The organism is Afifella marina DSM 2698, from assembly GCF_900102695.1.
GTDB classification, from domain to species: domain Bacteria; phylum Pseudomonadota; class Alphaproteobacteria; order Rhizobiales; family Afifellaceae; genus Afifella; species Afifella marina.
This window is the reverse complement of the sequence record NZ_FMVW01000004.1, coordinates 262,668-283,348: the sequence shown is the minus strand read 5'-3', so window position 1 is coordinate 283,348 and position 20,681 is coordinate 262,668. Positions and strand designations below refer to the sequence as shown.

Genomic DNA, 20,681 nt, shown 5'->3' with positions numbered 1-20,681 from the left:
CGCGATGAGTATCGCTCTCATCGGTTTGGTCGTCGGGCTGGTCTTTGCCATTGCCGACTACATGTTATTCGGCATGGTGCTTGAGCGCGCCAAAAGGCGCGGGGAGAGCGGTTCCGGCGTCGCTGCAATCGATCTCGCCCGCAAGGCGCAGCTGGTTCTGTTTCCCATTCTCGGCTGGTTTCTTGGACCGCTGCTTTACAGATATTTCGGAGGTGGATGATGGCGTCTCTGCGTCAGGCGGCCGGATCCTTGTTGTTGAAGGAATTCGTCTCCGCCACCATGCTGGCCATGCGCTACTTCGTGGCGCCGAAGGCCACGCTGAACTACCCGCACGAGAAGGGGGCATTGTCGCCGCGTTTCCGTGGCGAGCATGCGCTTCGGCGTTATCCCAACGGTCAGGAGCGGTGCATCGCCTGCAAGCTTTGCGAGGCGATCTGCCCGGCGCAGGCGATCACCATCGAAGCCGGTCCGCGGCGCAACGATGGCACCCGGCGCACGGTCCGCTACGACATCGACATGGTGAAATGCATCTATTGCGGCTTCTGTCAGGAAGCCTGCCCGGTCGATGCCATCGTGGAGGGGCCGAACTTCGAGTTTTCCACGGAGACGCGCGAAGAACTCTACTACGATAAGGAGAGACTGCTCGAAAACGGTGACCGCTGGGAGCGTGAAATCGCTCGCAACATCGCTCTCGACGCGCCTTATCGGTAAATTGAGCCTGGCCCCGCTGGACGCTCCGGCGGGGCTTCGTTAAAGACTTTCAGCACCCGAAGCCCGGACCCATGATCCTGCAGCCGATCTTTTTCTACCTCTTCTCCGCCGTGACGATTGCCGCGGCTTTGATGGTGATATCGTCGCGCAATCCTGTGCATTCGGTGCTCTTCCTCATCCTCGCCTTCTTCAACTCCGCCGGCCTCTTTGTGCTTCTCGGAGCCGAGTTCATCGCCATGATTCTGGTGGTGGTCTATGTCGGGGCGGTGGCTGTGCTCTTCCTCTTCGTCGTCATGATGCTCGACGTCGATTTCGTGGAGCTTCGGCAGGGCTTTCTGCAATATCTGCCGATCGGCGCACTGATTGGAATCATCTTGCTCGTGGAGCTCGTCGCAGTGCTCGGCGGCACCATCATCGCGCCTGAGGTTGCACAGCAGGTGGCGCAGCCGATCCCACCGCTTGCGGAGGCGAGCAACATCGCCGCGATCGGCGAGCTTCTCTACACCAAATACATTTTCTTCTTCCAGACGGCCGGACTCGTTCTGCTCGTGGCGATGATCGGGGCGATCGTCTTGACGCTGCGCCATAAGGAAGGCGTCAAGCGCCAGGATATCGGGGCTCAGGTGGGCCGCACGCGCGAAGCCGCCGTCGAGCTGGTAAAAGTCAAATCGGGGCAGGGGATATGATGATCGGTCTCGGCCAGTACCTCACGGTCGCCGCCGTGCTGTTCACGCTCGGCGTCTTTGGCATCTTCCTCAACCGCAAGAACGTGATCATCATCTTGATGTCGATCGAGCTCGTTCTCTTGGCGGTCAACATCAATCTCGTCGCGTTCTCCGCGTTCCTTGGCGACCTCGTCGGTCAGATCTTCGCGCTTCTCGTCCTGACGGTCGCTGCAGCGGAGGCGGCGATCGGCCTCGCCATTCTCGTCGTCTTCTTCCGCAACCGCGGTTCGATCGCGGTCGAAGACATCAACATGATGAAGGGCTGAGCTTTGTATACGGCGATCGTTTTTCTGCCTCTGCTCGGCGCCATTCTCGCCGGCTTGATCACGATGGCAGGCGCGCAGGCGCGCCATCCTGTCGGCCAGACGTCGGAGCGGCGTTCGCTGCGTGACCGGCACGCCGAGGGTGATGATCATCATCACGCACCGGCGGCGGCCGGATCTCGGGCCGCCGAAATCATCACCTGCGCGCTGCTTATCCTGTCTGCGATCCTCTCCTGGGTCGGCTTCTTCGACGTCGCGATGGGCGAGCGCCAGGGCTTCACCGTCCCGGTGATGACCTGGGTGCAGTCGGGCGGCATGTCGGCCGATTGGACGTTGCGCATCGATTCCCTGACTGCGGTGATGCTGGTCGTGGTCACGACCGTCTCGGCCGTCGTCCACGTCTACTCGATCGGCTACATGGCGCATGACCCGCATCGGCCGCGCTTCTTTGCCTATCTCTCGTTCTTCACCTTCTCGATGCTGGCGCTGGTGACGGCGGACAATCTCCTGCAGATGTTCTTCGGCTGGGAAGGTGTCGGTCTCGCCTCCTATCTCCTGATCGGCTTCTGGTATCAGCGGCCCGCGGCCAATGCGGCTTCGATCAAGGCCTTCGTCGTCAACCGCGTCGGCGATTTCGGCTTCATGCTCGGCATTTTTGGCCTCTTCGTGCTTTTCGGCTCGATCAATTTCGACACGATCTTCGCCAACGCTGAGGCTCTCGCGTCCGACCAGAGCGCCACGCTGAATATGTTCGGGACCGTTTGGAGCGGCGAGACGGCGCTCACGGTCGTCTGCCTGCTGCTTTTCATGGGCGCGATGGGCAAGTCCGCTCAGGTGCCGCTGCACACATGGCTGCCGGACGCCATGGAAGGCCCGACGCCTGTGTCCGCTCTCATCCACGCCGCGACGATGGTGACCGCGGGCGTCTTTATGGTGGCCCGTCTTTCGCCGATCTTCGAGTTCTCCATCAGCGCCTTGACGGTGGTGACCTTCATCGGAGCCGTGACCGCGTTCTTCGCGGCAACCGTCGGTCTCGTGCAGAACGACATCAAGCGGGTGATCGCGTATTCGACCTGCTCGCAGCTCGGCTACATGTTCGTGGCGCTTGGCGTTGGCGCCTATCCGATCGCGATCTTCCACCTTTTCACGCATGCCTTCTTCAAGGCGCTGCTCTTCCTGGGAGCCGGCTCGGTCATCCATTCCGTCTCCGACGAGCAGGATATGCGTAAGATGGGTGGCCTGTGGCGGAAGATCCCGGTCACCTACGTCATGATGCTGGTCGGCACGCTTGCGCTCACCGGTTTTCCGATGACGGCCGGCTATTTCTCCAAGGACGCCATCATCGAAGCCTCTTTCATGGGCCATAACGGGATGGCGGGTTTTGCCTTCGTCCTTTTGACCGTGGCCGCCGCCTTCACGTCGTTCTATTCCTGGCGGCTCATCTTCATGACCTTCCATGGGCGCCCGCGCGCGTCGACCGAGGTGATGAACCACGTGCACGAGAGCTCGGCTGTCATGCTGGTTCCTCTCTTTGTGCTCGCGGCCGGCGCGCTTTTCGGTGGCATCCTGTGCAGCGCCGCCTTCATCGCTCCCGAGGAGTCGGCTGAATTCTGGAAGGGCGCGCTCTACGCGGCTCAAGACAACCATATCATTGAAGAGATCCACCATGTTCCGGGTTGGGTGAAACTGGCGCCCTTCGTTGCGATGGTGGGGGGCTTCCTCGTCGCTCTCTTCTTCTACATTCTGCGTCCCGAGACGCCGAAGACGCTGGCCCGACAGATGGGCAGCCTCTACCGGTTTCTTCTCAACAAGTGGTACTTCGACGAACTCTACAACGCGATGTTCGTGCGGCCGGCTTTCGCCTTCGGCCGCTTCCTGTGGCATCGCGGTGACGAGGGGACGATCGACAGGCTGGGGCCCGACGGGATCTCAGCGCGTGTCGTGGACATCACCGGGCGCGTTGTCCGGCTCCAATCCGGCTATCTCTATCACTATGCCTTCGTCATGCTGATCGGTGTCGCTTTGCTCGTCACCTGGATGATGTTTGCAGGATGACGGTGCGAAAATGCTGAACTGGCCCATCCTTTCGACGATTACGTTCCTGCCGCTGGTCGGCGCCGGGATCATTTTCTTCTTCATTCACGGTGATGAAGAGGTGCATCGGCGCAATATGCGCCATGTCGCTCTCGGTGTGACCGTCGTGACCTTCCTTGTCTCGCTGCTGCTGTGGATCGGTTTTGATCCTCAGAACCCGGGCTTCCAGTTCGTCGAGAATGCGGATTGGCTCGGCGGCTTCATGAGCTACCGGATGGGCGTCGACGGCATATCCATGCTGTTCGTCATCCTGACGACGTTTCTGATGCCGCTTTGCATCCTGGCGAGCTGGGAATCCGTGCAGAGCCGCGTCAAGGAATACATGATCGCGTTTCTCGTCCTCGAAACGCTGATGATCGGCGTGTTCTGCGCGCTCGATCTCGTGCTCTTCTATGTGTTCTTCGAGGGTGGCCTCATTCCGATGTTCCTGATCATCGGTGTGTGGGGCGGTCCGAGGCGGGTCTATTCCGCCTTCAAGTTCTTCCTCTACACGCTGCTCGGCTCGGTTCTGATGCTGCTGGCCTTGATGGCCATGTACTGGGATGCGGGAACGACCTCCATTCCGGAGCTCCTCAATCATCAGTTCCCGGCAAGCATGCAGTTCTGGCTGTGGCTCGCGTTCTTCGCTTCCTTTGCGGTGAAGATGCCGATGTGGCCGGTGCACACCTGGCTGCCGGATGCGCATGTGGAGGCGCCGACCGCCGGATCGGTCATCCTGGCTGGCATCCTTTTGAAAATGGGCGGCTACGGATTTCTGCGCTTCTCTCTGCCAATGTTCCCGCTGGCGAGCGCGGAGTTCGCGCCTCTCGTTTATACGCTTTCCGTTATCGCCATCATCTACACCTCCCTCGTCGCACTGGCGCAGGAGGACATGAAGAAGCTGATCGCCTATTCCTCCGTCGCCCATATGGGCTTCGTGACGATGGGCATCTTCACGGTGACGGCGCAGGGCGTGCAGGGCGGTATCTTCCAGATGCTTTCGCACGGGCTCGTTTCGGGTGCGCTCTTCCTCTGCGTCGGCGTGATTTACGACCGCCTGCACACGCGCAAGATCGACGCCTATGGCGGTCTGGTGAACCGCATGCCCTGGTATGCCTTCGCCTTCCTTCTTTTCACCATGGCCAATATCGGTCTGCCCGGCACGTCCGGCTTCGTCGGCGAATTCCTCACCATGCTCGGTGCGTTCCGAGTGAACACCTGGGTCGCGCTCTTCGCGGCGTCAGGCGTGATCTTCTCGGCCTGCTATGCGCTGTGGCTTTATCGCCGTGTCGTGCTCGGCCAGCTGGAGAAGGAAAGCCTCAAGGCGATGCTCGATCTTTCCGGGCGCGAAAAGCTCATATTGGTGCCATTGATGTTGCTCGTTCTCTTCTTCGGCGTTTATCCGCAACCGGTGATGAACGTCACCGCGGCTTCCGTCGACAATCTCGTGGCCCAGGTGGAGGCCGCCCGCGAGGGTGCCACTTCCGCCGCAATGCTTGGCCGCTAGGAGGTCTCTGTGCCGGAAGTGATCATGATGCCGACCCTGACACCGCTCCTGGCGGAACTGGTTCTCGCCCTTGGCGCCTTGGGTCTCTTGATGTTTGGCGTGTTTGCGGGGGAGCGTTCCGCACCGACCGTGACGGGCGTGTCGATCGGGCTCCTGGGGCTTGCCGTGCTTCTCGTCTTGTTTGCGGGAGGCGACGGCACAACCTTCAACGGCGCCTTCATTCAGGACAGCTTTGCGCGGTTCATGAAGGTCTTGACGCTGATCGCGTCGGGCTTCGCGATTGCCATGTCCGTTGGCTATGCGCGCCTCGCGGGCTTTCAGCGCTTCGAGTATCCGATCCTCATCGTGCTTGCCACGCTCGGCATGCTTTTGATGATCTCGGCCAACGACCTGATCAGCCTTTATCTGGGCCTCGAACTTCAGTCGCTGGCGATCTACGTGCTCGCCGCCATCCACCGCGATTCCATTCGCTCCACGGAGGCCGGCCTCAAATATTTCGTCCTCGGTGCACTGTCGTCCGGCATGCTCCTCTACGGATCATCGCTGGTCTACGGCTTTACCGGCCACACCAATTTCATCGAGATCGCCAACGTCCTCGCCGATGGGCGCTCGACCGGCCTCGTGATCGGCCTCGTCTTCGTCATGGCTGGCCTTGCTTTCAAGATTTCCGCAGTGCCGTTCCATATGTGGACGCCGGACGTCTATGAGGGGGCACCGACGCCGGTCACCGCCTTCCTGGCGGCCGCGCCGAAGCTTGCCGCGATGGCCCTCACCATCCGCGTCGTGACCGAAGCGTTCGCTCCGATTTCGATGGATTGGCAGCAGATCGTGGCCTTTGTCTCGATCGCATCGATGGTGCTTGGCGCATTCGCCGCGATCGGCCAGCGCAACATCAAACGGCTGATGGCCTATTCGTCGATCGGCCATATGGGTTACGCACTTGTGGGTCTTGCTGCCGGAACCGAGCTCGGCGTGCAGTCGGTCATCGTCTATCTCGTGATCTATGTTCCGATGACGCTCGGCGCCTTTGCCTGCATTCTCTCGATGCGCCGCCAGGAACACATGGTGGAGGACATTGAGTCCCTGGCAGGGCTCTCGCGCACCCAGCCGATGACGGCCTTCATGCTGGGGGCGATCATGTTCTCGCTCGCGGGCATCCCACCGCTCGCCGGCTTCTTCGCCAAGTACTACGTCTTCCTCGCGGCGATCGAAGCCAATCTGTATTGGCTCGCGGTCATTGGCGTCGTGATGAGCGTCGTCGGCGCCTTCTACTATCTCAGGATCGTCAAGCTCATGTACTTTGACGAGGCGGAAGCGAGCTTCGAGCGTATGCCGGGCGAGTTGAAGGCGGTGCTGGTCCTCTCCGGTGCCTTCGTGGTTGCGTTCCTGGTGTTTGCCTCCCCGATCATCAACGCGGCTGGCACTGCGGCAGCAAGCCTCTTTTAGGGATGGGGTTCACCCTAGGCGCCAAGGCTCGTGCCGCAGGCTTCAGGCTTCTGGCGCTTCCCTCCGTCGGGTCCACCAACTCGGAGGCGATGCGGCTCGCGCGCGAAGGCGATGCGGGTCGCCTGTGGGTGGCGACGACGCATCAGACGGCCGGGCATGGACGGCGTGGGCGGGCATGGTCCACGGAGCCGGGCAATCTTGCTGCAAGCCTGCTTCTCCTCGTGCCGCGAGGCGTGAACGCGGCCAATCTGGGCTTCGTGGCGGGCCTTGCGCTTCACGATGCACTCGGGGCTTGCGCTCCGGCTCTTCGGCTTAACGTCGGTCTCGACGGGGCGACGGATGGCAAGAAAAACCGACTGACGCTCAAATGGCCGAACGATGCGCTGATCGACGGTGGTAAAGTGTCTGGTATCCTGCTCGAAGCGTCGAATGTGGGCGACGGCTTTATGGCTGTGGTCATCGGGATCGGCGTCAACGTCGTTCAGACGCCTCCGGATCTGCCTTATGCCGCGACCTCGCTCGTTGACCTCGGCGTTGATGGAATCTGTGCGGAAGACGTGTTTGTGAGACTGGCCGACGCCTGGGTGGATCAGGAGAATCTATGGGCCGGCGGCCGCGGCTTTGCTTCCGTCCGTGATGCGTGGTTGAAGCGTGCCTCCGGCCTTGGCGCACCTGTCGCCGTCAAACTGGGTGAAGAGATTATCCGCGGCACCTTCGATTCCATCGACGACGAAGGACGCCTACTTGTGCGGACAGCAAGCGGAGCGATGAGAGCGGTGACCGCGGGCGAAGTTCATTTTAGCGCCGCTGCGACCGTACGGATTTGATGATGGTTCATACGAACAAAGAAAAGAGCGAAGGCCTCGTCTTCGTACCCTTGGGTGGTGTCGGCGAGATCGGCATGAATCTCGCGCTTTACGGGATCGGCCCGGCACGCCGGCGACGCTACATCGCCGTCGATATGGGCGTGGCTTTCGGCCACGACAATTTGCCCGGGGTCGATGCCGTCCTGCCGGATATCTCCTATCTCGTGGAGCGGGCGGATCGCCTCGATGGGATTTTCATCACCCATGCGCACGAGGATCATTTCGGCGCGCTCTTTGATTTCTGGCCGAAGCTGAAGGCTCCCGTCTACATGACGGCCTTCGCCGCAGGCCTTCTGGCCGCCAAGCGGGCGGGCGAAATCGGTGCGCCCGACATCCCGGTGACGGTGGTCGAACAGGGTGACAGGGTCTCTGCCGGCCCGTTTGACGTCGAGTATGTGCCGGTTTCCCACTCGATCCCAGAACCGAGTGCCCTGGTCATCCGCTCCGAAGCCGGCACGGTGGTCCATTCCGGCGATTGGAAGATAGATCCGACGCCGGGCCTCGGTAAACCGATCGACGAGGTGCGCCTCGCCGAAATCGGTCGAGAGGGGGTGCGGGCGCTCGTCTGCGATTCGACCAATGCCGTGCGCGACGGCATCAGCCCGAGCGAGGCCGAGGTCGCTGTCGTTTTGAAGGAAATCATCGCCGGTGCCAGGCAGCGCGTTGCGGTCACCACCTTCGCCAGCAATGTGGCGCGGTTGAAGGCGGTCGCGGAGGCGGCCCTGGCGGCAGAGCGTGAGGTGGTCGTCGTTGGACGGTCCCTCGATCGCGCCATCAATGTGGCGCGCGAGCTCGGCTATCTCGACGGGCTTCCACCGTTCCACAATCAGGACGCTTACGGCTACCTCCCGCGCGATAAGGTGGTTGCCTTGATGACGGGAAGCCAGGGGGAGCCGCGTGCAGCGCTGGCGCGTATCGCCGCCAACGATCATCCCGCCGTGGCGCTTTCGCCTGGCGACATGGTGATTTTTTCCTCGCGCACGATTCCCGGCAATGAGCGGGCGGTCAACGGCATCATCAACGGTCTGATCGATCTCGGCGCCGAGGTGATTACCGACCGGCTCGGCCTCGTGCATGTCTCCGGGCATCCAAGGCGAGACGAGCTGCGCCGGCTCTATGAGCTTCTTCGCCCGGAATTGCTGGTGCCCGTGCACGGCGAAGCTCTGCATCTCCACGAGCAGGCGAAGCTCGGGCGCGCTGCCGGAATCCCTGAAGTTCTGGAGGTGCGCAACGGCGACCTCGCGCGTCTTGCCCCGGGTCCCGGAGAGGTTCTCTCCAAGGTCGGGGGAGGGCAGATGTTCCGCGACGGGCGGCTGCTCTTGGCACCCGAACAGAGCGGTGTCGTCGAACGGCGCCGCCTGTCTTTCGCAGGCGCCGTTTTCGTCTCCCTCGTCATGAGCGAGAAGGGCGAGCCCCTCGACGACCCCCAGGTTGCGATGATCGGCCTGCCTTCATGCGACAGCGACGGCGAGTTGCTGCAGGCCATCGTGGAGGACACGGTGGACGACACTCTCGATTCCCTGCCCAAGGCAAAGCGTCGCGATGAAGCAAGTGTCCAGGAATCGGTTCGACGCGCTATACGCAGCGAGATCGCGGCGATCTGGGGCAAAAAGCCTTCCGTCGCCGTCACCGTCAGTTACGTCTGAGGAATACCATGCTGGGTCGGCTCAATCATATTGCTATCGCCGTCAGTGATCTTGCCGCCGCCACGGCGCTTTATCGCGACACGCTCGGAGCGGAGGTCTCTGAGCCGCAGCCCTTGCCGGAACATGGTGTGACCGTCGTGTTTGTGGTTTTGCCGAACACCAAGGTAGAGCTTCTGGAGCCGCTCGGGGAAAACTCGCCGATTGCTGCCTTCCTTGAGCGCAGCCCGGCCGGCGGCATCCACCATATCTGCTACGAAGTCTCCGACATTCTCGCGGCCCGTGACCGCCTGAAGGCTGAGGGAAAGCGCGTGCTGGGCGATGGCGAGCCGAAGATCGGCGCGCATGGCAAGCCGGTTCTGTTCCTTCACCCCAAGGACTTCAACGGCACGCTCGTGGAGATCGAGGAGGCCTAGGTCGTGTCCTGGATCAGCGCCCTTGCCGTATATTTCGTGATCTGGTGGCTGGTGCTGTTCGCCGTCCTGCCGTTCGGGGTGCGTACCCAGGAGGAGGAGGGGGAGGTGATCCTTGGCACAGACCGTGCCGCGCCGGCAGTTCCGCGTATGTGGTGGAAGCTTCTGGCGACATCTCTGGTCGCGGCCGTCCTCTTTGGCGCCGTCTATATCGCCATCGCCGTCTTCGGGGTGACGTTGGAAGATCTCGTGGTCTAAGCTGGTCGCGACCTGCGCTGAGGCGCGAGAATCGCCAATAAAAAAGGCAAGGCCTCAGCCTTGCCTACTCGTTTAGTTCTTTGTTCTGTTGCCGCTTCTCGTTTGACGCGGGAGCAGCTTGATTCCGTTTCCTTCCTAGACCGGCCGCCGTTTATGCGTTGTTTAATCGCATGAGGCAGAGGCAACAGTAACGAAGTGACGCAGGCTTGTCACCTGGCTTCCACAAGAAATGCGTCTTTTTTGATCGAAGGCTGCCCAAACTTGGTGCAGGCGATTGTTGGCTTGGGAAACACCGGCTGCGCGCTTGCCAAGCCGCCCCCGATACGGTTTCAGTGCGCGCGAACAATCTGACCTATGGATCGCTTCAATGCGACTGTCCCGATATTTCCTTCCCATCCTTAAAGAAGACCCCAAGGAAGCGGAGATCGTCTCCCATCGCCTGATGCTCCGCGCGGGTATGATTCGCCAGCAATCTGCTGGGATCTATTCGTGGTTGCCGCTCGGCAAGCGCGTGCTCGACAAAGTGAGCGCTATTGTCCGGGAGGAGCAGAATCGCGCTGGTGCGCTCGAAATTCTGATGCCGACGATCCAATCGGCGGATCTCTGGATCGAAAGCGGGCGCTACAACGATTACGGACAGGAGATGCTGCGCATCCGCGACCGTCATGATCGGTCGCTGCTCTATGGTCCGACGGCGGAAGAGATGGTCACCGACATCTTCCGCAGCCATGTGCGCTCCTATCGGGATCTGCCGCTCAATCTCTATCATCTGCAGTGGAAGTTCCGCGACGAGGTGCGTCCGCGCTTTGGCGTCATGCGCTCGCGGGAATTTCTGATGAAGGACGCATATTCCTTCGATCTCGATTATGAGGGCGCCCGTGCGGCCTACAACCGGATGTTCGTTGCCTATCTGAGGACGTTCTCCCGCTTCGGCCTGCAGCCGATTCCGATGCGTGCGGAAACCGGACCCATCGGCGGCGATCTCAGCCACGAATTCATCATTCTCGCCGACACCGGCGAAAGCGCGGTCTATTGCGACAAGGCGCTATTGGATCTGCCGATTCCGGGGGAAGACACAGATTTCACCGCCGATCTGACGCCGATTTTCGACGCTTGGACGGGGCCTTATGCGGCGACCGACGACATGCACGATCCTGCGGCCTTCGAGGCGGTGCCGGAAGAGCGGCGGGTTTCCGCACGCGGTATCGAAATCGGCCATATTTTCTACTTCGGCACCAAGTACTCAGAACCGATGAAGGCCATGGTGACGAATCAGGACGGGGAAATGGTGCCGGTGCATATGGGCTCCTATGGCATCGGCCCGTCTCGCGTGGTCGCGGCGATCATCGAGGCGAGCCACGACGATGCGGGTATCATCTGGCCGAAGAGCGTCGCGCCGTTCGACCTTGGTCTCGTCAATCTGAAGCCGGGCGACGCGGCGACGGACGAAATCGCGGAAGGGTTGACCGTGCGCTTGGAGAAGGCCGGCCTTGAGGTTCTCTACGATGACGTCGATGCGCGCGCCGGTGCCAAGTTCGCAACGATGGACCTGATCGGCCTGCCCACTCAGCTCGTTGTCGGCCCGCGCGGCGCGGCCTCGGGAGAGGTTGAGGTCAAGGATCGCGCCACGGGCGCCAAAGAGACATTGTCGCTGGATGAAGCGGTCAATCGCCTCGTGCACGAAAAGGCCTGAGCTTGGTGGAAAGAGCCGCAAAGGGGGAGGCCGAGGCCGCCGGAGAATCGGCAGGCAAACGCCGCAGCACATCGAACGCTGCGACGCGGCCTTTCTCGGCCTATGAATGGATGTTGGCGCTGCGCTACCTTCGGCCGCGGCGCAAAGAGGCTTTCATCTCCGTCATTGCGGGTTTTTCCTTCCTTGGCATCTGCTTAGGCGTCGCGACGCTCGTGATCGTCATGGCCGTGATGAACGGCTTCCGTGCCGAGCTTCTCGACAAGATCCTCGGGATCAACGGCCATCTCATTCTGCAGCCGATCGACACGCCTTTGACCGATTACGATGCGGTCTCAAAGCGTGTGACCGCTGTGCCGGGGGTACGCGCGGCGATACCTTTGGTCGAGGGTCAGGCGCTCGCCTCGGGTGCCACGAGTGGCGGCTCGGGCGTGCTGGTGCGCGGCATCCGAGGAGCCGACCTCGAAAAGGTCCCGGGCATTGCCGGCAACATTCAAGAAGGCGGCGGGATTGCCGATTTCGATACGGCGGGGGGCGTTGCCGTCGGCAGTCGGCTTGCCCAGTCGCTCGGCCTCTTTGTTGGCGACAACATCACCCTGGTCAGTCCGCGGGGCGCGGTGACCCCGATGGGTGTTGCGCCACGGGTCAAAGCCTATCCGATTGTCGCGATCTTTGAGATCGGCATGTCGGAATACGATTCCACCTTCGTGTTCATGCCGCTTCAGGAGGCCCAGGCCTATTTCAACAAAGGCGAAGAGGTTAGCGCGATCGAGGTCTATATCGACAACCCCGACGATGTTGAGGCGATGCGCGGCAAGGTCGAAGAGGCGGCCGATCGACCGATCTATTCGTCCGATTGGCGGCAGCGCAACGTGACGTTCTTCTCCGCGCTTGAGGTTGAGCGCAACGTGATGTTCATCATCCTGACGCTGATCGTGCTCGTCGCGGCCCTCAACATCATCTCCGGCCTGATCATGCTGGTGAAGGACAAGGGACACGACATCGCCATCCTTCGCACGATGGGGGCGACGCGCGGGGCGATTTTGCGGGTCTTCTTCATCACCGGCGCAAGCATCGGTGTCGTCGGCACGCTCGTCGGCGTGGCGCTCGGTGCGCTCGTCTGCGCCAACATAGAAAGCCTGCGCGAATTCGTGACCTGGATCACCCGCACCGAAGTGTTCTCGCCCGAGCTCTATTATCTCAGCCGTCTTCCCGCCGACATGGACGTGGGGGAGACGATGTCGATCATGGTGATGGCGATCATTCTCTCCTTTCTGGCGACGCTCTATCCCGCCTGGCGCGCGGCCAAGCTCGATCCTGTTGAGGCATTGCGCTACGAATGAGCGACACGAGAGATATCCCCGCGCTCAGCCTTGAGAAGGTCGTGCGCGTCTATCAGAGCGGCAGTGGAGACCTCCCGATCCTGCAAGGGGCGGATCTCACGCTGTTTCCTGGCGAGCTCGTGGCGCTCGTCGCCCCTTCGGGCGCCGGCAAGTCGACGCTCCTGCATATGGCCGGACTGCTCGAGAAGCCCGATGACGGGCAGGTCTGGGTAGCCGGGGAGGCGACGGTGGGGCTAGATGATGGCGAGCGCACCGCTTTGCGGCGACGCACCATCGGCTTTGTCTACCAGTTCCACCATCTTCTGCCGGAATTCTCCGCTCTCGAGAACTGCGTCATCCCGCAAATGATCGCCGGCCTTTCCCGCCAGGAAGCGATGGAGCGGGCGCGCCAGCTGCTTGCCTATTTGCGCGTCGATCATCGCGCCGATCATCGCCCAGCCGAGCTCTCTGGCGGCGAACAGCAGCGCGTGGCGATCGCCCGGGCCTTCGCCAATGCGCCGCGGCTCCTTCTTGCGGACGAACCGACCGGCAATCTCGATCCGAAGACGTCGGATCATGTCTTTGATGCCTTGACCCGCCTCGTGCGCGAGACCCGCCTGGCTGGGCTGGTTGCGACCCACAATCTCGCTTTGGCAAAGCGCATGGACCGCACTGTCACGCTGAGAGACGGCAAGATCGTACCTTACGAGGGCGCCTGACGCCGCCGGCCATCGCAAGCCGGATAGCTGAACGACGTCGTGCCGTTTCGAGAGCACGCCTTGCCGGCGATTTCAAATCCAGACGATTCTCTCCGGGCAATCGCCGATTGAGCGCGCATGCCACTGGGCTTTTGTGCCCTTGGCGTGTCGGTAGTCCGCGCTCCCTCTGCTCGCGCACCTCCTCGTCACGATAGGCGCCGTGCGGCCAAGTGCGTTCAGCGTCCGGACGCGGGCCCATGAGGGCCATGAGGGGCCATGGGGGGCGGCGACGCCTTCGCTGACGAGCGTCCGTATCAGAGCTGGTCTCGTCATTTTGCGAAAATCGTACCGCGCCGAGCCTTGCGACACAGGAGACCCGCCCACGCCGTGTGAGACGGCCAGGCGGAGGCGGGGTTGACAGAAATCAAAAAGCAGAACAGGATGAGAACAAAGAGGGAGTATACGATGAATATGTTCGCTTCTGAGCTTCTGTCTTTCGCTGCAACCGTCGTGCTCACGGCCTCTTTATACGTCCTGAGCCTTGGAATGTTCGCGCCCCTTTGAGGCCTTTCCCGTACGAACGGCCGGGAGGGATCTTCGGCCGCGATTCTGGAAGTCCATCTTGTCGCCGGCAAGCGACCGGTAGGTCTTGGCCGGTCTAGAATGGTGCCGGACGGGTCCCGGAACGGCCGGGCAGGGCGTGATGGTCGCCTCTACCGAGGCGGATCGGTCGACCACGTCGGATCAGTCGGGGCTGCCGGGTTTTTGCGGTGACACGGGCAGTGCACCTGACGGTTCTGTGCCCGGAATGGCGTTCGGCGCGGTGAAGGTGAAAAGCAGGAACTGTGTGACCTGGCCGAGCGGATTGAAATTGTCGTCTGAGGCAAGGACGAGCGACGGGTGGCCGTCGATCATCGGGCCGAAGCTTGCGGCCTCGATGTTGTCGAGGTCGAGGCCAAAACTCCCCTCGTCGAGGATGAGCCAGGGCGTCTTTCGCACCGCGCGGACATCGTGATCCGCGATGCTTTCAAGACCCGAAATGTCGTCTGCACCGTCGAGGTCGATGACATAGATTGCGATGTGGTTGCCGACGCCTGCCGCATAAGAGCGTTCGATGACGAGGAGCCGGCCGTCGGGCAGCGCGAGCGCTTCTGAGACGCCGCTGTCTGCGCCGCCCAGCGGAAATGCCGGGGCGCGAAAAATCGGATCGGTTTCGTAGACGTATTCGGCAGCGACTTTGCCGGAGGCGAGGTCGAAGACGATGATGCGTGACGGGCTTCCCGCATAGAGCGTCGCCTGGCTGCCGTCCTGGATGAGCGCGTTTTCGGTGATCGCGTAAAGGCGTGTGTTGTCTGGGGAGAGGGCGATCGCCTCAAAGCCGAGATTGTCGCGCACACCCTGGGTACCATTGGGGCGGCTGCCATCGAGATTGGGCAGATAGGCGTCAGGCACAGAGAGCTGACCATTCGTGTTGCCGTCGAGGTCGGAAATGAAGATCTCCGGAGTGCCGTTCCCGTTGCCTTCGCTCGACCAGTAGAAATGTGTGCCGGACGGAGCGAGCCTCAAAGCCTCCGGATCGATATCTCCTTCAGAGAACTCGCCGCCATCCGGTGGCCTGAGGACATGCATGGACGTGATGTCGATGCCGTGGATGCCGTCGGCGTCGAGGGTCAGGCGGAGCGTGTAATATCGTGCCGGACCACGCTGCGCGCGGTCGTCTGAGAGCGCGTAAAACGTGTCACTGACCGCATCATAATCGAGGCCGGAAATTCCCCCGAAAGGCGTTCCCGCCATCTTGAGGTTTTTCGGCAGGATCAGGGCTCCGCGGAAGACGGGCGTGGGGAGGCTTTCGGTCTCTTCGGCGTCTCCCGGGCTCGGCGCTGCGATGGCGGCGAGAAAGACGAAGAGGAGGGGGGCGAGGGACACGGGAGACAGGGTCAAGGAGGGGACGGAGGGCACGGTAGGTCTTCGAGCGATTCGTATCGTTCTTACGAAGCGCAACTTGGCGACGGATCCGTGACGGCGCCATCGCGGGTTGGCTGACGCGGCGTCGCAGCGGGGGCGGAGTGCAACGACGGGACTGAGAGAGATGGGTGGGGACGAGGACCGCTCGTGCCTGTCGCTCGGGCGCCAGCGGCGATACAAGAGGCGTGGAGGAGTTCACCCTTGGCACCGCATTTTATCCATCTCAATTGTCATTCAGCCTTTTCGCTGCTGGAGGGCGCGCTCCCGGTTGCAAAGCTCATCAAGCTCGCCAAGAGCGCGGGCATGCCCGCTGTGGGGGTGACCGATTCGGCCAATCTTTTCGGCGCGCTCGAATTCTCGCAAAAAGCTTCCGGCTCGGGGATCCAGCCGCTCATCGGCTGCAAATTGCCCGTGGCTTTGTCGGAGAATGTGGAGCGCCGCGCCGAGCCGCACTTCCGGGCCGCCGGGCGCGAGCATCTCTTCCTGCTCTGCGCCAACGAAACTGGCTGGCAGAACCTCGTTCACCTCGTCACCGCCTATTATCTCGGGGAAGATTCCGCCGGGCTGCCGCTGACGGCGCCGCTCTTGCAGACGTATGGCGACGGGCTTCTGGCGATGACGGGCGGCCATGACGGCGTGCTCTATCCGTCGATCTTCGGCAATCGCCCAGAGGATGCCGCCGGACGGCTAACGGCGCTTCAGACGATTTTTCAGGACCGGCTTTATGTGGCGATCGAGCGCCACGGAATGCAGATCGAGACGGCTGCCGAAGCGGGCGTTCTGGAGCTCGCCTATGCACGCGACGTGCCGATCGTCGCGACGAATGAACCGTTCTTCGCAAGCGAGGACGATTACGAATCGCATGATGCGCTCCTTGCGGTCGCCGAAGGCCGCGTCGTCTCCGAAGACGATCGCCGGCAGCTCACCCGCCAGCACGGATTCCTATCGGCCGAGGCGATGGCGGAGAAATTCGCCGATCTCCCCGAGGCAATAGAAAACACTGTCGAAATCGCTGTCCGCTGCCAGATGCGGCCGAAGACGCGCCGGCCGATCCTGCCGCGTTTCGTGGGCGGGACGGCTGCCGATGCCGAGACAGCGGAGGCGCACGAGGCGACCGAACTGCGCGAGCAGGCAGAGGCCGGGCTCAAGATGCGTCTCGCCAAACATGGCTGCGCCCCGGGCCTCAGCGTGGAGGATTACGAGAAACGTTTGAGTTTTGAGCTCGGCATCATCGAGAAGATGAAGTTCCCGGGCTACTTCCTGATCGTTTCCGACTTCATCAAATGGGCGAAGGAGCACGGCATCCCGGTCGGTCCCGGCCGTGGATCGGGTGCCGGTTCGGTGGTCGCCTGGTCGTTGACGATTACCGACCTCGATCCCTTGCGGTTCAATCTCCTGTTCGAGCGCTTCCTCAATCCGGAACGCGTGTCGATGCCGGACTTCGACGTCGATTTCTGTCAGGAACGGCGCGACGAGGTGATCTCCTACGTCCAGGAGCGCTACGGCAAGGCACAGGTTGCGCAGATCATCACCTTCGGAACGCTGCAGGCGCGCGCGGCTCTGCGCGATGTCGGCCGTGTGCTCGAAATGCCGTATGGTCAGGTCGATCGGCTCTGCAAATTGGTGCCGGCCGATCCCTCGAACCCGGTCACTCTGGCGCAGGCCGTCGCCGACGAACCTCGCTTCCAGGAGGAGATCGAGCGCGAACCGGTGGTCGGTCGTCTGATCGATATCGCCACGCGGCTTGAGGGGCTTTATCGCCACGCCTCGACGCATGCTGCAGGTATCGTGATCGGTGACCGCCGGCTTGAGGAGCTGGTACCGCTTTACCGCGACCCGCGCTCCAACCTGCCCGTTACCCAGTTCAACATGAAATGGGTGGAACAGGCCGGTCTCGTCAAATTCGACTTCCTCGGCCTCAAGACGCTGACCGTGCTCGACAAGGCGGTGCGTCTCCTGCGCAAGCGCAAGATCGATTGCGATCTCGCAGCTTTGCCTCTCGATGATCCGACGACCTTCGCCATGCTCGCCCGCGGCGAAACGGTTGGCGTGTTCCAGCTGGAAAGTCAGGGCATGCGCCGCGCGCTCGTCGGCATGCGCGCCGACCGCTTCGAGGACATCATCGCTCTCGTCGCGCTCTACCGGCCGGGACCGATGGACAACATCCCGACCTACAACCGGCGCAAGCACGGGGAGGAGGAGCCGGATTATCTCCTGCCCGAGCTCGAGCCGACGCTGAAGGAGACCTACGGCGTCATCATCTATCAGGAGCAGGTGATGCAGATCGCCCAGCTCCTGTCAGGCTATTCGCTCGGCGAAGCCGATCTTCTTCGCCGCGCCATGGGCAAGAAGATCAAGGCGGAGATGGACGCCCAGCGTGAGCGCTTCGTGGAAGGCGCCAAGGCGCACGGCGTGAAAGCCGCCGATGCCGCCATGGTCTTCGACCTCGTGGCGAAATTCGCAAGTTACGGCTTCAACAAGTCGCACGCGGCCGCCTACGCGCTGGTCGCCTATCAGACCGCCTTTCTGAAGGCCAATCACCCAGCCGAGTTCCTGGCGGCGTCTATGACGCTCGACATGGGCAACACCGACAAGCTCAACGAATTCCGGCTGGAAGCGAAGCGCCTCGGCATCGAGGTGCTTCCGCCCGACATCAACCGCCCGCGCACATTCTTCGATGTGGAGGAGGGCGCCATCGTCTACGCATTGTCGGCGTTGAAGGGCGTTGGTCAACATGCGGTCGAGCATATCGTCGAAGCCCGGCGCGACGGGCCGTTCACCGATCTTGCCAACTTCGTGGCGCGCACGGATCCGAGGGTGATCGGTCGGCGCGCGATGGAATGCCTGGTGCAGGCGGGCGCCTTCGATTCGCTCGGCCTGGACCGCGCCACCGTCTTTGCCAATGTCGGCCGGCTTCTGCGTTCCGGCACCGAGCATCATGCGCGCCAAGAGGCTGGGGTGGTCGATCTCTTTGCTGCGCCGACCGATGCGCCCGAACTCAACCTTCTGCCCGCCGACCCCTGGATGCAGTCGGAAAAGCTCATGCGCGAGCTTGCCGCCGTCGGAGCCTATCTGTCCGGACATCCGCTCGATGCCTACTCCGACATCGTGAGGAAAAAGGGCGGCAGCTCATGGAAGGATTTTGCAGACAAGGTGAGACGGTTGGGGGCGGAGGCCGGCCTCGTCGCCTCGACTGTCGTACGCAAACAGGAAAAGCGTACGCGCTCCGGCGGGCGGATTGGCATTCTGACGCTGTCCGATCCCTCGGGGCAGTTCGAAGCCGTGCTTTATCAGGAGCAGCTTTTCGAATGGCGCGACAAGCTCGAGCCAGGCCGCTCTTATCTCTTCCGGCTGACCGCCGAGATGGAAGATGAGACGGACGATCTCCGGGTGCGCATTGTCGGCGTGGAACCGCTCGAGGAGACGGCCGCGCAGCTCAGCATGGCGCTGACGGTTTATTTGAACGACAGCGATCCCGTCGAGAGACTGGCGAGCCGCCTGAACGGCCCCGGCCAATCACAAGTTTCCCTGGTCCTTCTCCGGCGTGACGAAAACCGGGAAATCGAGATCAGATTGCCCGGGCGCTATCAGGTTACCCCGCAAGTTGCGAGTGCAATCAAGGCAGTACCGGGCGTCGTTCACGTCGACCTTCAATAACCTGAGAGGGTGGTGGAGAGCCTGGTACGGTCCGTCACGACCGCACTTGGTGCGGTTTTCGGTCTTCCGGCGGCCATCGCGCGAGGCAGTTGAACTCTCTTCAACTTGCGAAGCGCGTCTCGCATGCCCATTTGGGCGTTGCAAAAAAGCGGCCCGCCCCTTATAGGGCCGGCCATCACACACGCAGGGTATTTGCTTTAGAGGCATCCGGTGGCGGTCTGCCGTCCGTCCCTGCGGAGGTACAACCGGAGACGAAAAAATGGCGCTTCCTGACATCTCTATGCGCCAGCTGCTCGAGGCTGGCGTTCATTTCGGTCATCAATCTCACCGCTGGAATCCGAAGATGGCTCCGTACATCTTTGGTGAGCGGAACAATATCCACATCATCGATCTCGCCCAGACGGTGCCGATGTTCTATCGGGCGCTGCAGGCTGTGAGCGATGTGGTGGCGCAGGGCGGTCGCGTGCTGTTCGTCGGCACGAAGCGTCAGGCGTCCGAGGTCGTGGCCGATTCGGCGCGGCGTTGCGCCCAGTATTACGTCAACTCCCGTTGGCTGGGCGGCATGCTCACCAACTGGAAGACGATCTCCAATTCCATCCAGCGGCTGAAGACGCTGGAGGGGATGCTCGAGGAAGGCGTCCAGGGCCTCACCAAGAAAGAGCGTCTGTCGCTGACGCGTGAACGCGACAAGCTTGAGCGCGCGCTTGGCGGCATCAAGGACATGGGCGGTATCCCGGATCTCCTTTTCGTCATCGACACGAACAAGGAATCGATTGCCGTCGCTGAGGCGCGCCGTCTCAACATTCCGGTCGCGGCCGTCGTCGACAGCAACAGCGACCCCCAAGGCATCTCTTACCCGATCCCGGGCAACGACGACGCCGGCCGGGCTCTCGCGCTTTATTGCGATCTCGTCACGCGGGCGGTGCTCGACGGCATTTCGCGCGGCCAGGGCGACATGGGTGTCGATATCGGCGCCTCCGAAGAGGTGAGCGAGGCTGCGCTCGATGATGCAAGCTTCGGCGGCGAAGTGCCGGAAGCCGGACCCGTGACCGAGGAAAGCGCGGCCAACCGCGACGTGCTCGTCGCGGCGGAAGCCGAGGCTGCCAATCCGGATCCGGAATCGAGCGTGCAGGCCGACAAGGCTCCGCCGTCGCCGGGCAAGGCCGGGGAAGTCGAGCCGCTGTTTGCGCGCCCTGAGGGTGATGCGGACGATCTGAAGAAGATCAACGGCGTCGGCCCCGTTTTGGAGCAGAAGCTGAACCAGCTTGGAATCACCCGCTATGCGCAGATCGCCGGTCTCGATCAGGCGGACACGGAGCGTCTCGACGCTGCGCTTGGTTCCGCCGGTCGTGTTGAGCGCGAGGATTGGATCGCGCAGGCGACCGCGCTGGTGAAAGAACAGGAAGCCGCAGCCTAAGGCTGCGCACACGCAAGAGAGGACATG

Annotated in this window: 17 protein-coding genes; 16 read left to right on the top strand and 1 reads right to left on the bottom strand. The window is 62.0% G+C overall.

Features of this window, described 5'->3' with window-relative positions; all coding sequences use genetic code 11:
- Positions 1-4 precede the first annotated feature (4 nt).
- The 14 genes from BLP76_RS11075 to BLP76_RS11010 all read left to right on the top strand — a co-directional run bounded on the left by BLP76_RS11075 (position 5) and on the right by BLP76_RS11010 (position 13,636).
- Positions 5-220 (top strand): M48 family metalloprotease, encoded by a 216-nt coding sequence (locus tag BLP76_RS11075; RefSeq protein ID WP_092812622.1) that lies wholly within the window; start codon positions 5-7, stop codon positions 218-220.
- Positions 220-711 carry an NADH-quinone oxidoreductase subunit NuoI gene (gene nuoI, locus BLP76_RS11070; protein WP_092812619.1) on the top strand — a complete coding sequence of 164 codons (492 nt, stop codon included), beginning with the start codon at positions 220-222 and terminating at the stop codon, positions 709-711. Before BLP76_RS11075 ends, nuoI begins: the two co-directional genes overlap by 1 nt.
- A 71-nt stretch (positions 712-782) precedes the next feature.
- The gene (locus tag BLP76_RS11065; protein WP_092812616.1) at positions 783-1,397 is read left to right on the top strand and encodes an NADH-quinone oxidoreductase subunit J; all 615 of its coding nucleotides are present in this window, start codon (positions 783-785) and stop codon (positions 1,395-1,397) included.
- On the top strand, positions 1,394-1,702 hold the full coding sequence (gene nuoK / locus BLP76_RS11060; protein WP_092812613.1) for an NADH-quinone oxidoreductase subunit NuoK: 309 nt from the start codon (positions 1,394-1,396) through the stop codon (positions 1,700-1,702). The genes BLP76_RS11065 and nuoK overlap by 4 nt, the downstream gene beginning before the upstream one ends.
- Before the next feature lie 3 nt (positions 1,703-1,705).
- A complete protein-coding gene (gene nuoL / locus BLP76_RS11055; protein WP_092812610.1) occupies positions 1,706-3,754 on the top strand; it encodes an NADH-quinone oxidoreductase subunit L in 2,049 nt (682 codons plus the stop codon).
- 10 nt (positions 3,755-3,764) lie between these two features.
- Complete coding sequence (locus BLP76_RS11050; protein ID WP_092812608.1) at positions 3,765-5,279, top strand: NADH-quinone oxidoreductase subunit M; 1,515 nt, start codon at positions 3,765-3,767, stop codon at positions 5,277-5,279.
- A 24-nt stretch (positions 5,280-5,303) separates the two neighbouring features.
- The gene (gene nuoN, locus BLP76_RS11045; protein WP_200170518.1) at positions 5,304-6,725 is read left to right on the top strand and encodes an NADH-quinone oxidoreductase subunit NuoN; all 1,422 of its coding nucleotides are present in this window, start codon (positions 5,304-5,306) and stop codon (positions 6,723-6,725) included.
- Positions 6,726-6,727: 2 nt separating this feature from the next.
- The gene (locus BLP76_RS11040) at positions 6,728-7,552 is read left to right on the top strand and encodes a biotin--[acetyl-CoA-carboxylase] ligase (RefSeq protein WP_092812605.1); all 825 of its coding nucleotides are present in this window, start codon (positions 6,728-6,730) and stop codon (positions 7,550-7,552) included.
- 2 nt (positions 7,553-7,554) lie between these two features.
- Positions 7,555-9,237: a ribonuclease J gene (locus tag BLP76_RS11035; protein WP_092812810.1), complete on the top strand. Its 1,683-nt coding sequence runs from the start codon at positions 7,555-7,557 to the stop codon at positions 9,235-9,237.
- Between the two features lie 8 nt (positions 9,238-9,245).
- Positions 9,246-9,650 (top strand): methylmalonyl-CoA epimerase, encoded by a 405-nt coding sequence (gene mce / locus BLP76_RS11030; RefSeq protein WP_092812602.1) that lies wholly within the window; start codon positions 9,246-9,248, stop codon positions 9,648-9,650.
- Positions 9,651-9,653: 3 nt separating this feature from the next.
- Complete coding sequence (locus BLP76_RS11025) at positions 9,654-9,905, top strand: DUF1467 family protein (RefSeq protein ID WP_092812599.1); 252 nt, start codon at positions 9,654-9,656, stop codon at positions 9,903-9,905.
- 367 nt (positions 9,906-10,272) lie between these two features.
- A complete protein-coding gene (gene proS, locus BLP76_RS11020; protein WP_092812596.1) occupies positions 10,273-11,598 on the top strand; it encodes a proline--tRNA ligase in 1,326 nt (441 codons plus the stop codon).
- A 110-nt stretch (positions 11,599-11,708) separates the two neighbouring features.
- Positions 11,709-12,938: a lipoprotein-releasing ABC transporter permease subunit gene (locus BLP76_RS11015; RefSeq protein ID WP_092812807.1), complete on the top strand. Its 1,230-nt coding sequence runs from the start codon at positions 11,709-11,711 to the stop codon at positions 12,936-12,938.
- Positions 12,935-13,636 carry an ABC transporter ATP-binding protein gene (locus BLP76_RS11010; RefSeq protein ID WP_092812593.1) on the top strand — a complete coding sequence of 234 codons (702 nt, stop codon included), beginning with the start codon at positions 12,935-12,937 and terminating at the stop codon, positions 13,634-13,636. The genes BLP76_RS11015 and BLP76_RS11010 overlap by 4 nt, the downstream gene beginning before the upstream one ends.
- 723 nt (positions 13,637-14,359) lie before the next feature.
- On the opposite strand, the gene BLP76_RS11005 is transcribed toward BLP76_RS11010, so the two are convergent.
- Positions 14,360-15,541, bottom strand: coding sequence for an esterase-like activity of phytase family protein (locus BLP76_RS11005; protein WP_146612145.1), 1,182 nt, complete (start codon positions 15,539-15,541; stop codon positions 14,360-14,362).
- A gap of 213 nt (positions 15,542-15,754) precedes the next feature.
- On the opposite strand from BLP76_RS11005, the gene dnaE reads away from it, so the two are divergent.
- Together dnaE and BLP76_RS10995 are read left to right on the top strand one after the other, a co-directional pair.
- Positions 15,755-19,237: a DNA polymerase III subunit alpha gene (dnaE, locus tag BLP76_RS11000; RefSeq protein ID WP_200170517.1), complete on the top strand. Its 3,483-nt coding sequence runs from the start codon at positions 15,755-15,757 to the stop codon at positions 19,235-19,237.
- A 259-nt stretch (positions 19,238-19,496) separates the two neighbouring features.
- Entirely contained in the window at positions 19,497-20,654 is a 1,158-nt protein-coding gene (locus BLP76_RS10995; protein ID WP_092812587.1) for a 30S ribosomal protein S2, read from the top strand.
- The last annotated feature ends 27 nt before the right edge of the window (positions 20,655-20,681 follow it).